The following is a 13528-nucleotide window of genomic DNA, read 5'->3' on the forward strand; positions in this document are numbered from 1 at the left end:
CGAGAGCGCGGAATTCCCCGCGATATCTCGTACGTCACTCACCGAAAGAGGGAAACATGTCTCGCACGATACTGACAGTCGCCGCCGTGGCGGCCGTGGCCCTGGCCGGAATGCCGTCGCTCGCGGTTGCGGATGACGGACGTGGGTCGGCCAAGGAGCCGGTCGTCGCGGCGGACGTGTCCGCCAAGGCCGACGGCTACCTCTACGCATTCGAGCACATCAACAAGGGCGGGAAGAGTGCTCGCTGGGCCAGCAACTCCTGGAATTGGGGCCTGGACCGTGACTTCAACGACAAGGCTTCGTCGTTGCACAACAACGGTTTCCCGGGCAGCCTCGACGACGTCATCGTCTACCGGGACGCCGATTTCAAGGGCAACAGCCGGGGCGTGCACAACGGTGTGTACCTCGCGGATCTCCGCAAGTGGAACTTCGACGGCACCAACGTCCCCTTGCAGGACCGCATCAGCTCGCACCGTTGGGTGAACCTCTAATTCCCACGGCTCATTGCTCCGTCGGTCGGGCGCCCGAAGGCGGCACGACGGTGATGCCCAGCCGGGTGCGTACCCCCAGTGGGTGCGCACCCGGCGCCGTCGTGGGACGGGGCGAGCGGGGCCACGTCCCGGCCCAGGCGCCGTCGCGAGAGCACCGCGGGACCGCCACGGGCCAGGTGCGCCCGGCTACTGCGCACCCCGCTTCGCCAGCAGCGGCAGGTTCTTCTGGAGGGAGCGGTCCTTGGTGCCGTCGGTCGCCATCGCCTTGAGGGCCTGTTCCACCTTCTCCTTGAGCGGGCTGCCCTTGGGCAGGCCCACCCCGTACCGCTCGTCGCCCGACAGCCGGAAGCCGCCGAGGCGGAAGGCGCCGTAGCGGTCCGCCGCGTAGCCGGCGAGGAGCGCGTCGTCGGTGGTCACCGCGTCGACCGTGCCCTGCTCCAGCGCGTTCACGCACAGTGCGTACGAGTGGGCGGAGACGATCTCGGCCTGCGGCGCGGCCCCGGAGTCCTTGAGCACCTGGGCGGGCGTGGAACCGGTGACCGAGCAGACCCGCTTGCCGTTGAGGTCGGACGGCTTGCTGATGGCCGAGTTGTTGGCGGCCAGCAGCACGTCCTGGTGGGCGACGAGGTAGGGGCCGGCGAAGTCCACCCGTTCCGCGCGGCTTTCGTTGATCGTGTACGTGGCCACCACGAGGTCCACCTCGTGGCTGGTGAGCGCGGCCTCGCGGTCGCTGCTGCGCACCGGCTTCCAGGTGATGTCGGCGGGCGCGTGACCGAGCGCCCTGGCCACGTAGGTGGCCACGTCGACGTCGAACCCGGCGTAGCTGCCGTCCGACTTCCGGACGCCGAAGCCGGGCTGGTCCGCCTTGACGCCGATGGTGATCTTCTTGCCGGTGGGGGTCTCGGGGCCGGTGCTGGCCCCGGGGTCGGTGCTGGTCCCGGGGTCGGCGCCGTTCGGCTGCTGCGACTTCGGCTGGTCGCCCGGGGCGGATGGCCCGCCGGTCTTCTCCGGCCGGCCGCCGGCGCTGTTCGCCTCGTCGCCGGGCAGCAGTTGCCAGCCGAGCACGCCGGCCAGGACCAGCACACCGGCGGCCCCGCCCGCGTACCACCGGCGCCGACGGGGCCCGCCCGCACCGGGCGCGGACGGCGGCAGGTGCACCGGGGCGGGCGGCGTGCCCGGCTGCGCGCCGGGTGGTGTGCCGTGGGGCGTGCCGTACGGCGGTGCCGGATGGTGCGTGCCCGGGGCGCCGCCGACGTACGGGGCCGACACGGCGGCACCCGTGGGCGGGCCGAATCCGGGTGGGGGCGTGGCGGCGGCCGGGGCAACCGGGGCCGCTCGCCCGCCGGCGGGCGGGGCCAGGGGGTAGTGGTCGGTGGGGTCGGGCCCGGTCTCGGCGGCGGCCGGTTCGAGGTGCGGCGTGGCGGCGCCCGGGCCTGTGCCCGTGTCCGTGGCCGTGCCCGTGCCTGTGCCCGTGGCCGGTTCGGGGTGGGGCGTGGGAGTGGCGGGGTGGCTGACAGGGGGCTGACCCGGGGCGGGCCGGTCGGCGTCGGGGGTGGCGGCGGCTGGCCCGTTCCCAAGGGGCCCGTCCGCGCCGGGGCCGTCCGCAGCGGGCCGGTCCGTACCCGGTCTGCCCGCAACGGGCTGGCCCGCGCCCGTTCCTCCCGCGCCCGATCCGCCCGTACCCGAGTTGTCCGTACCCGAGTTCTCCGCAACGGGCCGGCCCGTATCGGATCGGTCCGCGCCCGGTGCCCCCGCGGCGGGCCGGTCCGCTGCGGGCTCGGCGGTGGGGGCCGTTTCGACCGCCGCGAGGAGGCGATCGAGGGCGGCGGCGTCCGGGCGGGCGGCCGGGGAGCGGGCGAGCAGCGCCGTCAGCGGGCCGGTCAGCGCGCCCGCCTTGCGCGGCGGCGGAACGTCCTGGCCGACGATGGCCGCGAGCGTCGCCAGCGTGTTGGCGCGCCGCATCGGGTGCCGGCCCTCCACGGCCACGTACAGCATCATGCCCAGCGACCACAGGTCGGCCGCCGCGTCGCCGTCCTGGCCGGCGGCGCGTTCGGGCGCCATGTAGTCGGGGGTGCCGATCAGCGAGCCGGCGGCGGTGAGGACCGTGGAGCCCTGGATGGCGGCGATGCCGAAGTCGGTGAGGACCGGCCGGCCGTCGGGCCTGATCAGGATGTTGGCGGGCTTGACGTCGCGGTGCTGGATGCCGGCCGCGTGCACCGCGACCAGCCCGGCCAGCACGCCCCGGCCGAGCCGCGCCGCCTCGGCCGGGTCGAGCGTGCCGCGGGCCAGCCGGGCCGCGACGTTCTCGCCGGGTACGAGTTCCATGACCAGCCACGGGTACGGGTGGTCGGCGCCGTCCACGATGTGGTAAATCGTCGCCACGTGCGGGTGGTTGATCCGGGCCAGCGCCTGCGCCTCGCGCAGTACGCGCGCGCGTAGTTGCGCCGCACCCTCCGGGTCGTGCTCCGCCAGTGCGGGATCGGGCGGGCGTACCTCCTTGAGCGCCACGTCACGGCCGAGCGCCAGGTCCCGGGCGCGCCAGACCGTGCCCATCCCGCCACCGCCGAGCCGTTCGCCCAACTCGAACCGGCCGTCGACCACCCGCCCCACGGGTCCCCCTCGCCTCACGCCGCCCGCACCCGCCGGCGACCCCCGCTGACACCGGCCCCGACTTTGCCACAGGGGCGCGCCGGGCGGCCCTCAGCAGCGGGACCTTCCGGGCAGGCGACTGCGGACGCGTACGCGCCAGGCGGCGAGCCCGAACAACCGGGCCCGCCCCCACCCGCAACCAACCCACGACCAACCCACCCCACCCGCAACCAACCCCCGCAACCAACTCACCCCACCCCACGACCAACCCACCCACCACACCAGGGCTCATCCCGGTGGCGCCCCGCGCCCCACCCCCATCCGAGTGACGCAGCGTGCGCGTGCCGATCGCGGTGCACTACCTTGCCGCGACGAACGGTTCCGGGCCGGCCCGACGGGGCGGCGGGCGAGAGAGGTGTGGGCGATGGGGCGAGCGTTGATCGTGGTCGATGTGCAGAACGACTTCTGCGAGGGCGGTGCGGTGCCCGTGGGCGGCGGGGCGGACACCGCGGCTGCCGTCGCCGAGTTGGTCGCCGGAGCCGGAGCCGGAGCCGGAGCCGGAGCCGGAGCAGAGGGCAGCGACAGCGACAGGGGCAGCGACGGGACGACCGGGGCCGGGGCCGGGGCCAACGGCACGACGTACGCGCGCGTGGTCGCCACCCGCGACCACCACATCGACCCGGGCCCGCACTTCTCCGCACACCCCGACTACCGCGACTCGTTCCCCGTGCACTGCCTGGCCGGCAGCAGCGGCAGCGAGTTCCACCCCGCCTTCGCGCCCGTTGCCGCCTCGGGCGCCGTCGACGAGGTCTTCTTCAAGGGCGCGCACTCCGCCTCCAAGAGCGGTTTCGAGGGCGCAACGGCGGACGGCACGCCGCTGGCCGAGTGGCTGCGGGCGCACGACATCCAGGACGTGGACGTGGTCGGCATCGCCACCGACCACTGCGTACGCGCCACCGCGCTCGACGCGGTCGCCGCCGGCTTCACCACCCGGGTCCTGCTCGACTACACCGCGGGCGTCGCCGCCGACACCACCGAACGGGCCGCGTCCGACCTGCGCGCCGCCGGCGTCACCCTGACCGGCACCCCCGTCGTCCGCGCCTGAGCCATCCGCGCCCCATCCCGTCCCTGCCCTGACCCGTCCGCGCCCCGCCCCTCCGTGCCCGGGCCCCCACCGAGGCCAGCGCGTACCCCCTCGCACGCGGGCCCGCCCCGCCGGCGCCGGACCTCAACCCAGCGCCTCCCGCCCCACCCCCAGCACGTCGAGGAAGGCCAGCGTGGTCGGGCTCGGGTTGAACTCGTTCCAGGCCAGGTACTCGATGCGGCGCGGGCCGTCCACCACCGGGACCAGGGCCAGCGCCGGATCGCCCGCGGCCTGCGGCCGGGCGAAGGCCGACGGGAGGAGCGCGACGCCGAGCCCGCGGGCGATCAGCCGGGTCATCAACTCCGCGATGCCGGCCTCGTACGCGACGTCGCGGACCAGCCCGGCAGCCGCGAACGCCTGGTCGGACTGGGCCCGGGCGGGCGTGCCGGCCACGAAGTCCACGAACGTCTCGTCGGCCACCTCGCGCAGGGTGACCCGGGCGGCCCCCGCGAGCCGGTGCCCGGCCGGCACCACCAGCACGTGTTCGTCGTGGTCGAGGGCGAGCGACCGTACGCCGGCCGGCCGCTCGTTCGCGGGCAGCCCGAGGAAGGCGACGTCCAACTCGCCCTGCCGGACCGCGGCCGTCAGCTCCACACTGCCGCCCGCCCGCAGCAGCACCCGCACGTCCGGGTGGCGGGCCCGGAACCGTTGGATCGCCTCGGGCACGTCGACGGCGGCCGTCGTCACGATCACGCCGAGCGCCAGCCGGCCGCGCACCACCCCGGCCGCCGCCGCGGCGTCGGCCACCGCCCGGTCAGCGGCGGCCAGGCACTCGCGCGCCCGCGCGAGGAACGCCTCGCCCGCGCCGGTCAGCTCCGTACGGCGGCTCGACCGGGCGAACAGCTTCACGCCGAGTTCCCGCTCAAGGCCCGCGATGCGGTGGCTGAGCGAGGACTGCACCACCGCGCAGCGCTCGGCGGCGCGCGTGAAGTTGCGGGTTTCGGCGACGGCCACGACGTAGCGCAGTTGCTGGAGGTCCATACATGCATGGTGATGGTGCATGGTTGCCATCGCAATCATGCTTTGGATGCATGTACGGGGGCTGCGCAGACTTCCCCCATGAACGCCTCGCCCACGTCGCCCGGCCATCGGGCCGGCCCCTCGCGCGCCACGTCCGTGCAGGTGGCGACCGTCGCGCTGACCGCCATCGCCCCCATGTCCTGGGGCACCACGTACGCCGTGACCACCGAACTCCTGCCGCCAGGACACCCGCTCTTCGCCGGCCTGGTACGGGCGCTGCCCGCCGGGCTGCTGGCGCTGGCGATCACCCGGGCGCTGCCGCGCGGCGACTGGTGGTGGAAGGCGGCCGTGCTGGGCGTGCTCAACATCGGCGCCCTGTTCGCGCTGCTGTTCATCTCCGCGGAGCGGCTGCCCGGCGGCGTCGCCGCCACCCTCGGCGCGGCGCAACCGCTGCTCGTGGCGGGCCTGGCCGCCCTGGTGCTCAGCGACCGGCCGAGCGGCTGGCGGCTGGTCTGGGGCGTGCTGGGGGTGGTCGGCGTCGGCCTGGTGGTGCTCGGCCCGCAGGCCGAACTGGACGCCGTCGGCGTCGTCGCCGGCCTCGGCGGCACTGCCAGCATGGCCGCCGGCGTCGTCCTGACCAAGCGCTGGGGCCGCCCGGCCGGCGCCGGCCCGATGGCCGTGGCCGGCTGGCAACTGACCGTCGGCGGGCTGGTGCTGCTGCCCGTGACGCTGCTCTTCGAGGGCGTCCCCGGGCACGTGGACGCGGGCGCGCTCGGCGGCTACCTCTGGCTCGGCAGCATGGGCGGGCTGATCGCGTACACCCTGTGGTTCCGCGGCATCGGCCGGCTGCCGGTCGGCGCATCGGCCCCGCTGGTCCTGCTGTCCCCGCTGGTCGCCACGGTCATCGGCCTCACCCTCGGCGAGTCCCTGAGCCTGCTCCAGGCAGCCGGCTTCGTCCTGGCCCTGGCCGCGCTGCTGGCCGCGCAGTTCCCGGCGCCTGGGTGGGCGCGGGGGCGTACGGCGGGTACGGCGGGTACGCGGATGGGCTCTGCGCCGGACGGGGCCCCGGTGCCGACGGAGGGCGGGGCCCGGGCGCTGGCCGATGGGCCGGCCGTCCGCTGACCCGCTGCGTCCCGGGCCGCCGGCCGCGAGGCCGAGCCCGCAGGCCGGGGGCTGCCCGGGCCGGGGCAACCCCCGCGTACCACCGCCACTGCTGTCACTCCCACCGCCGTCACCCCCACCCGGGCCCCACGTCCACCCCCGCCGCGAGGGCGTCCACGACATCGGCGAGGCCAGCGGGGTCCGCGGGACCAGTGCCACCAGCCGGACCAGCCGGACCAGCCGGACCAGCCGGGCCATCAGGGTCACCGGCGCCGGTGCCGGCACCGGACGGGGCACGGACGCGGGGACCGACCCGGGCCCGGGCCGACGCGCGCGTGCGGCGCTGCCGGGTGGCGCCGTCGCCGTCGGCGGTGAGGCGGCGTACGAAATCGGCGACCTGCGCCCGCTCACCGGTGGCCGCGAGCACCGGCCCCACCAGGCCGAACAGCCGCTCCACCAGGGCGGCCGTGGGCACCAGCCGGCCGGTGCGCGGGTCCACGCCCTGCGCGGCCCAGCCGTCGCGCGCGGCGCGCCAACAGGCCGCGCGGAGCAGCGGTTCGGCCAAGACCGGTCCCGGGTCGCCGCGCCGCACCGCGGCCAGCGCCGCCACCACCAGCGCCCGCACCAACGTGGCGAGCGCCGCCGCCTCCGCTGCCGTCGCCGGCACGTCCAGGGCCCGGAACTCCACCGTCGGCAGGTGCTCGCAGGGCCGCACGTCCCAGAAGAGATTCCCCACGTCGACGAGGACGCCGGTGGCCCGCAGGCCGGCCACCGTACGCGCGTACTGCTCCAGATCGTTGAAGTACGGGGGCGGGCCGCTGACGGGCCAGCCGTTCTTGACGACGGTGCGCCAACTCGCGTAGCCGGTGTCCTCGCCGTACCAGTACGGCGAGTTCGCGGCCATCGCCGTCAACAGCGGTATCCACGGCCGCAGGTGGTTGCCGACCAGCACCGCATCGCCGCGGTCCGGCACCTGCACGTGGACGTGGAGCGCGGACAGGACGAAGTCGTCGCCCAGCGCCCGGAAGGTGCTGGCGCCCAGCCGGTGGCGCGCGTCGTCCAGGACGGGAGCGGGACCGTACGGGCCGAGCACCGGCGTACCGGACGGCACCAGCCGCAGCCCCTCCGCCGCCGCGGCCGACGCGAGCCCGGTCCGCACGCGCAGCAGGTGCGCGAGGAGTTCGTCGTACGTGGCACAGGGCGGCGTCCGCCCCTCCACCTGGTACTCCGTGAACTCCTCGGCCACCAACTCCTCCAACTGCTTGCGCGCCCGCGCCACCACCCGCACCCCCGCCGGCCGCACCGTCCGACTACCGGGCGCGACCAGGAAGAACTCCTCCTCCACCCCCATGCTCGGCTGCGTCTCGCTGCTACTGCTCATGACACCTGCCCGGGCTCGGACGGGGTGCGGCGGGGATGCGCCGCGGTCTTTGTACGGCGGCTCGTACGGCAGCCCTGTACGGGGCCTCGTATGCCGATCCCGTACGACGATCTCGTACGTCCGGTGGCGGTCCCGTGCGGCCGGCCAACCGGGCCGGGCCCACCTCCGTCGGGACAGGCCCGCGCGGGCCCGCCTCCCATGCGGCCGTTCCAGCATGGCCCGGTCCGCGCCGGCCAGCACGTCGGCCGTACGGGGGCCGCGGAGCGGGCCAGCCCCAGCGGATCACCCAACCACCCACACCCCACCCACACCCCACCCGCCCCTCACCCATCTGGCCGCCCCCGCCTCCCCGGCCAGCCGGCGTCGCCCCATGCTGGGAGGCGCGGCCGTGCCGTGAGGCGCGGCGTCGCCCGCCGCACCTCTCGGGCCGTCGGCCAAGCCCCGGCCGGGCCCCGAAACCCGCAGGTCGCGGCGGTCTCCCCCAAACCTTGGAGCGTGCTGTCGTGGTGTCACACCCCGAGCCGTCGATCCCCTGGTGGCACGAGGAGGGCGGCTTCTTCGGCGACCTGTACCTGCGCGCGGACGACTCGCTCCAGACCTTCTTCGAAGGCGAGCACCGGCTCGACACCCGTACCGCCCAAGAAGTCGCCGGCGTGCTCCGGCTGTGCGCCCTGCCGGCCGGCGCGCGGGTGGTCGACTGCCCGTGCGGCTACGGCCGGCACAGCATCGAACTGGCCCGCCGCGGCCTGCGCGTCACCGGCGTCGACATCAACCAGCACTTCCTGAACCTGGCCCGGCACCGGGCGGAGGCCGAGGAGTTGCCGGTGACCTTCCTGCACGCGGACATGCGCCACCTGCCGACGCTGGAGCCGGTGGACGCGGTGATCAACATGTTCTACTCGTTCGGCTTCTTCACGCCCGCGGAAGACCTGGACGTGCTGCGCGGGTTCCGGCGCGTGCTGCGTCCCGGCGGCCGGTTCCTGATGCACACGATGATCACGGTGCCGGCGTTGCAGAGCGGCCGGGTGCCCCCGGAGGAGCACCGGCCGCTGGCCGGCGGCGGCACCCTGGTGGCCAGGCGCCGCCTGGTGCCCGAGACGATGCGTGAGGAGGGCCGGTGGGCCGTCCTCGACGCCGACGGCACAGAACGCAGCATGGGCAGCTACGACGTGCGGATCTACCGCGCCGACGAGTTCGCCGATCTGTGCCGCACGGCCGGCTTCGACGACGTACGGCTGTACGGCGACTGGGACGGCCGACCGTACGCCGACGACGCCCCGTACCTGATCGCGGTCGCGACGGCGTGACGGGCCCGCTGCGCCCCGAGCGGCGTACTCACAGCACGAGCCGCAGGACCTTGTCCGACGAGCCGTTGACGTCCAACTCCCGCATGCCGATGTTCATGGACGGGCTGCTGCCCACGTCCGGGCACCAGTCGAAGACCGACTCCGGCACGTTCTCCGGGAACGGCCCGCTCCACTGCCGCCGGTCGACCGCGAAGGCGTACCAGTACCAATAGCGGTTCACGTCATCGAGGTCCCCGCCGTACGCGACCGCCGACCCACCGGGCTGAATGACCCACCAACCCGTTCTGCGCCACGGTTCCGGCCGGCAACCCCGGTCGAGCCGCTCGATCATCACATTGACGGTGACGGAATATCCGTTGAGGAACTTGAGCACTGTTCTCGCCTCGTTCCCCACTCACCGGGGCTGCCGGTGGACGGCAGACTTAGCGGACGACTCCGCGGACGCCTCCGACTCCGCGGCCCGCTCCGGCGCCCCGGCCAGCCCGGACCTGACCTCGTCCACCCCGTCGGCCCCCGGTACGACCTCCGCAGCCGGCGCCCGCTCCGGCGTACCCGCCACGGCCGCGGCCAACTGCTCCCGATCCACCCCCGACGTCGGGTCCACCCCGTATTCTCCTGCGCCTTTCTCACGCATGGCCCTCTACTCCCAACCGAGCGAACGCACCCGCCACTCGCTTGTTCGGGCCCACTTCCAGGTTAGTGAGCGGGCGGGGTGGGGGCCACAGGGGAATGCGGGGCACAGCGGAATGCGGGGCACAACGAAAACCGCCCCCGACCTGGTTTCCCAGATCGGGGGCGGTTTCCCTGAAGCGGTAGCGGTGGGATTTGAACCCACGGAGGAGTTGCCCCCTCACACGCTTTCGAGGCGTGCTCCTTCGGCCGCTCGGACACGCTACCGAGAGAGAGCTTAGCGGACGGTGGGCCGTGCGCTGAAATCGGTTCCCGGGGCGGGGGGAGTGCGGGGCCTATGCGGCTTTCGTCCCCGGTCGGTACGGGCGCTGCCGCCGCCAGCCTCCACCCGGTCCGTACGGGCCCTGCTGCCGCCAGCTCCGCCGAACCCGTGCGGGCCCGCCGCGCCAGCGGCCCCGCTACCCGCGGTCGCGGAAGAAGTCCGTCAGGAGGGCCGCGCACTCCTCGGCCAGGACGCCGTGGATGACCTCGGGGCGGTGGTTGAGGCGGCGGTCGCGCACGACGTCCCACAGGGAGCCGACGGCGCCCGCCTTCTCGTCCACCGCCCCGTACACGACGCGGTCCAGGCGGGCCAGGACGATCGCGCCCGCGCACATCGTGCACGGCTCCAGGGTGACCACCAGCGTGCAGTCGGTGAGCCGCCACTCGCCGAGTGCCGCCGCGGCCTCGCGGATGGCGAGGACCTCGGCGTGCGCGGTGGGGTCGCCGCCCGCCTCGCGCTCGTTGCGCCCCCGGCCGATTACGGAGCCGTCGGGGCCGAGGACGAGGGCGCCGACCGGGACGTCGCCGGTCTCCGGGGCCCGTACCGCCTCCTCCAGGGCATGGCGCATCGGCCCGAGCCAGGGGGCGCGTAGGGGATCAGTCATGGCACCAGTGTGCGGCCGGCCCGCCGTCGGGCCGACGGCGGGCCGGCGGGTGCCGGCGGTGCCGTCAGCGCACTGCCTCCAGGACCTCCCCACAGCCGAGGGCGTCCGCGATCTCGCTGAGCGCGTCCTCGCCCAGCGCGCGCAGTTCCTTGGCGCTGATGCCGAGGTCGGCGACGAGTTCGGCGTCGCCCAGCGGGCCCGGCGGAACGGCCTCGCCCGAGGCGTCGGTGTCGTCATCGTCGTCGAGCTCGGGTTCACCGTCCTCCGTGCCGTCGAGGTCGACCAACCGGTCCAGATCGGCTTCCGCGTCGCGGTCGGTCAGCTCGTCGGTGAGCATCGCGCCGTACGAGCTGCGGGCGGCGGCTGCCGCGTCGGAGACGTAGATGCGCGGGTCGTCCTCGCCGTCCACCCGGACGAGGCCGAACCACGCTTCTTCCTGCTCGATGTAGACGAGCACCGTGTCCTCGTCGACAGCGGCCTCCCGGGCCAGGTCGGCCAGGTCGGCCAGGGTCTCCACGTTATCCAGATCTGTGTCGCTCGCTTCCCACCCGTCTTCGGTGCGCGCGAGCAGTGCGGCGAAGTACACCGTGACTCTCCCACTGGTCATAGGCGTGCCGGGACCGACGGGGCCGCGCCCCGTCCCATCGGAATCGTGGCAGAAACCTACGCGCCGCGAGGGGTCTTCGGGACTGCGTCGTGCGGCTGCCTGACGCGATGTCACTGACGGATCACCGCTGGAAGCGCTCGGTTATCCGGACGTACGTTTGGTAGTTCCGTGATCACTGAGAGCGCGCCCGGAGCGGGCCCGCGCGCTGCTCAGCCGGGGTGCCGCGAGTCCGGGCCGCGGGTGGGCGCGGGGCAGCGGAAACGAATCGGCCCTGCCGCGCGGCCACCACGCGCGGCCCTTTCGTCCGGAGCCCGCACCCGCTGCCAAACGCGACCCGCGCGGGCGGTGTGTCGTGGCGCCCCGTCCGGTCCCGTCGCGTGGCGGGTACTGGCGCGTGGCGCGCGCGTGGCGTGCGGTGCGGGCCGGTGCTCCCGCTCCCGCTACCGCTACCAGCGGAAGGTGCGCATCCGCATCGCCTGCCGCATCCGGGCGGCGCGGGCGCGGCGCGGTTGGACGCGGTCCCGCAGCTCCCGTGCCTCGCTCAGTTCGCGGAGGAACTGGGCGCGCCGACGGCGTCGGTCGGCCTCGTCCTCCGGCGTTGCCTGGTCGCCGAGTTCGTCTGGGTCGGACATGACGCACCACCTCGGGGCGGAGGCCCGGCCGGGGCGGCGGGCCGGGCGTACGTGCCCACTTTCCCCCGAAACGGTGGTTTGATGCCAGCGCGGCGACAGACTGCTAGCGGCTGTACACGGCGCGGTCACCACGCGTGCCCTCCGTTAATGTCATTGCCATGCGTATCCACGTCGTCGACCACCCACTGGTCGCGCACAAGCTCACCACGTTGCGCGACCAGCGCACCGACAGCCCGACCTTCCGGCGGCTCGCCGACGAACTCGTCACCCTGCTCGCGTACGAGGCGACCCGTGACGTGCGCACCGAGCAGGTGGAGATCGAAACCCCGGTCACCACCACGACGGGGGTGCGGCTCTCGCACCCGCGCCCGCTGGTGGTGCCGATCCTGCGGGCCGGTCTCGGCATGCTCGACGGGATGGTGCGGCTGCTGCCCACCGCCGAGGTCGGCTTCCTCGGCATGGTCCGCAACGAGGAAACGCTCCAGGCGTCGACGTACGCCACCCGGATGCCCGACGACCTCTCGGGCCGCCAGGTGTACGTGCTCGACCCGATGCTGGCGACCGGCGGCACGCTCGTCGCGGCGATCAACGAACTCATGGCGCGCGGCGCCGACGACGTGACGGCCCTGTGCCTGCTGGCGGCCCCGGAAGGGGTGGCGGTCATGGAGCGGGAGCTGGCGGGCTCGCCGGTGACGGTGGTCACCGCGTCCGTGGACGAGCGGCTGAACGAAAGCGGTTACATCGTCCCCGGCCTCGGCGACGCGGGCGACCGGATGTACGGCACGGCGGGCTGATCACGCCGAGCGAGTTGATCGGACCAGGGGGCTGATCCGGCCGAGCGGGCCGGTTGGCCTGAGCGGGCTGATCGGCCTGCCCCGCTCCGTACGCCAGGTGGCGGAGCGGGTGGGCCGTACCCGTCCCCGTACCCACACCCGCTCCGTACGGCGCGAGCGCCCGTACCCCCGCCCGTACCCGCCCCGTGCGTCACGCGGCGGGTCGAATGCCGTCTCCGCCCCCGTCTCGCCGCACCCGCCCGCCGCGCGGCGGGCGCCAGTGGGGGACGGTCAGCAGTCGGAGTTCGGGCGCGGGGCGGGGTGGGTCAGGGCGGTCAGGGCGCGGGTGGCGTCCTGCGGGGCGGCCAGCTTGCGGTAGGCGTCGCCGATGATCAGGTCGACGTCGGGGCCGCGGCGGGCGTCGGTCTTGGTCTGGGCGCCGGCGACGTGCGTGCCCAGCACGGCGGCCCCGCCGTTCGACGCGGTCTTCGAGCCGAGCAGCACACCGGCGCTCTTGACCTTCTTGTCGTACGCGCTCGGGGCGTTGCCCACCTTGCCGACCTTGAAGCCGCGCTTGCGCAGCGCGTCGGCGGTGTCCTTGGCCAGGCCGCTGCGGGTCGTCGCGTTGTACACGTTGACCGTGATGGCCGCCGGCTTCGGCAGCGGCTTCGCCGACGGGCTCGGGGTGCCTTCCGCGGCACAGGCCCGCTTGTCCTCCGAGGCGTGCGCGGTGCCCCCGCCGCCCGTGAACACGTCGATGAGTTGCAGCGTCCCCCAGCCGACGAGGCCGAGGGAGAGGGCTGAGCCGATGGCGGCGAATACGATCCGATGGCGGTTCTTGGGACGGCGCATCCGGGGGTATCGGTCACCCGTGATGCGGTACTTCCCGCCCATGCCGGGGGGCGTCAGCATGCTCATGCCGGCAGCGTAGTCCGGGGCGCCGCTCATGCCTACTAAATGATCAACCGTTCGAGCCCGGCCCAACCC

General features: G+C 74.5%; 14 protein-coding genes and 1 tRNA gene. 5 read left to right on the forward strand and 10 right to left on the reverse strand.

The features are described from left to right. Nucleotides 1-56 precede the first annotated feature (56 nt). Complete coding sequence (locus ACMA1D_RS15640) at nt 57-491, forward strand: peptidase inhibitor family I36 protein (protein WP_414724578.1); 435 nt, start codon at nt 57-59, stop codon at nt 489-491. 186 nt (nt 492-677) lie between these two features. On the opposite strand, the gene ACMA1D_RS15645 is transcribed toward ACMA1D_RS15640, so the two are convergent. Beyond that, nucleotides 678-3092: a protein kinase domain-containing protein gene (locus ACMA1D_RS15645; protein ID WP_414724646.1), complete on the reverse strand. Its 2415-nt coding sequence runs from the start codon at nt 3090-3092 to the stop codon at nt 678-680. Between the two features lie 412 nt (nt 3093-3504). Here ACMA1D_RS15645 and ACMA1D_RS15650 point away from each other — a divergent pair, with 412 nt between their 5' ends. Next, nucleotides 3505-4185 carry an isochorismatase family protein gene (locus tag ACMA1D_RS15650; protein WP_414724579.1) on the forward strand — a complete coding sequence of 227 codons (681 nt, stop codon included), beginning with the start codon at nt 3505-3507 and terminating at the stop codon, nt 4183-4185. Nucleotides 4186-4308: 123 nt separating this feature from the next. On the opposite strand, the gene ACMA1D_RS15655 is transcribed toward ACMA1D_RS15650, so the two are convergent. Next, complete coding sequence (locus ACMA1D_RS15655) at nt 4309-5205, reverse strand: LysR family transcriptional regulator (RefSeq protein WP_414724580.1); 897 nt, start codon at nt 5203-5205, stop codon at nt 4309-4311. Between the two features lie 78 nt (nt 5206-5283). Here ACMA1D_RS15655 and ACMA1D_RS15660 point away from each other — a divergent pair, with 78 nt between their 5' ends. Then, nucleotides 5284-6306 (forward strand): EamA family transporter, encoded by a 1023-nt coding sequence (locus ACMA1D_RS15660; RefSeq protein WP_414724581.1) that lies wholly within the window; start codon nt 5284-5286, stop codon nt 6304-6306. Between the two features lie 109 nt (nt 6307-6415). Here the strand turns inward: ACMA1D_RS15660 and ACMA1D_RS15665 are convergent, their stop codons facing one another. Then, nucleotides 6416-7666, reverse strand: a complete 1251-nt coding sequence (locus tag ACMA1D_RS15665) for a glutamate--cysteine ligase (protein ID WP_414724582.1) — start codon at nt 7664-7666, stop codon at nt 6416-6418. A gap of 503 nt (nt 7667-8169) precedes the next feature. Here ACMA1D_RS15665 and ACMA1D_RS15670 point away from each other — a divergent pair. Continuing rightward, nucleotides 8170-8973, forward strand: a complete 804-nt coding sequence (locus tag ACMA1D_RS15670) for an SAM-dependent methyltransferase (RefSeq protein ID WP_414724583.1) — start codon at nt 8170-8172, stop codon at nt 8971-8973. Between the two features lie 28 nt (nt 8974-9001). Here ACMA1D_RS15670 and ACMA1D_RS15675 read toward each other — a convergent pair whose 3' ends face one another. The 6 genes from ACMA1D_RS15675 to ACMA1D_RS15700 form a co-directional block, all read right to left on the reverse strand. Then, complete coding sequence (locus ACMA1D_RS15675) at nt 9002-9346, reverse strand: DUF1036 domain-containing protein (RefSeq protein ID WP_349996698.1); 345 nt, start codon at nt 9344-9346, stop codon at nt 9002-9004. Nucleotides 9347-9367: 21 nt separating this feature from the next. Then, the gene (locus ACMA1D_RS15680; RefSeq protein ID WP_414724584.1) at nt 9368-9607 is read right to left on the reverse strand and encodes a hypothetical protein; all 240 of its coding nucleotides are present in this window, start codon (nt 9605-9607) and stop codon (nt 9368-9370) included. 176 nt (nt 9608-9783) lie between these two features. Beyond that, a tRNA-Ser gene (locus ACMA1D_RS15685) sits at nt 9784-9870 on the reverse strand. 191 nt (nt 9871-10061) lie between these two features. Further along, nucleotides 10062-10529 carry a tRNA adenosine(34) deaminase TadA gene (tadA, locus tag ACMA1D_RS15690; protein WP_414724585.1) on the reverse strand — a complete coding sequence of 156 codons (468 nt, stop codon included), beginning with the start codon at nt 10527-10529 and terminating at the stop codon, nt 10062-10064. Nucleotides 10530-10593: 64 nt separating this feature from the next. Further along, nucleotides 10594-11136, reverse strand: a complete 543-nt coding sequence (locus ACMA1D_RS15695; RefSeq protein WP_414724586.1) for a hypothetical protein — start codon at nt 11134-11136, stop codon at nt 10594-10596. Between the two features lie 446 nt (nt 11137-11582). Continuing rightward, a complete protein-coding gene (locus tag ACMA1D_RS15700; protein WP_414724647.1) occupies nt 11583-11867 on the reverse strand; it encodes a hypothetical protein in 285 nt (94 codons plus the stop codon). A 59-nt stretch (nt 11868-11926) separates the two neighbouring features. On the opposite strand from ACMA1D_RS15700, the gene upp reads away from it, so the two are divergent. Further along, a complete protein-coding gene (gene upp / locus ACMA1D_RS15705) occupies nt 11927-12562 on the forward strand; it encodes a uracil phosphoribosyltransferase (RefSeq protein ID WP_414724587.1) in 636 nt (211 codons plus the stop codon). 270 nt (nt 12563-12832) lie between these two features. On the opposite strand, the gene ACMA1D_RS15710 is transcribed toward upp, so the two are convergent. Beyond that, on the reverse strand, nt 12833-13459 hold the full coding sequence (locus tag ACMA1D_RS15710; RefSeq protein ID WP_414724588.1) for a LytR C-terminal domain-containing protein: 627 nt from the start codon (nt 13457-13459) through the stop codon (nt 12833-12835). Nucleotides 13460-13528 lie beyond the last annotated feature (69 nt).

The sequence above is a fragment of the Streptomyces sp. 796.1 genome, assembly GCF_047525675.1.
Taxonomy (GTDB): Bacteria; Actinomycetota; Actinomycetes; order Streptomycetales; family Streptomycetaceae; genus Streptomyces.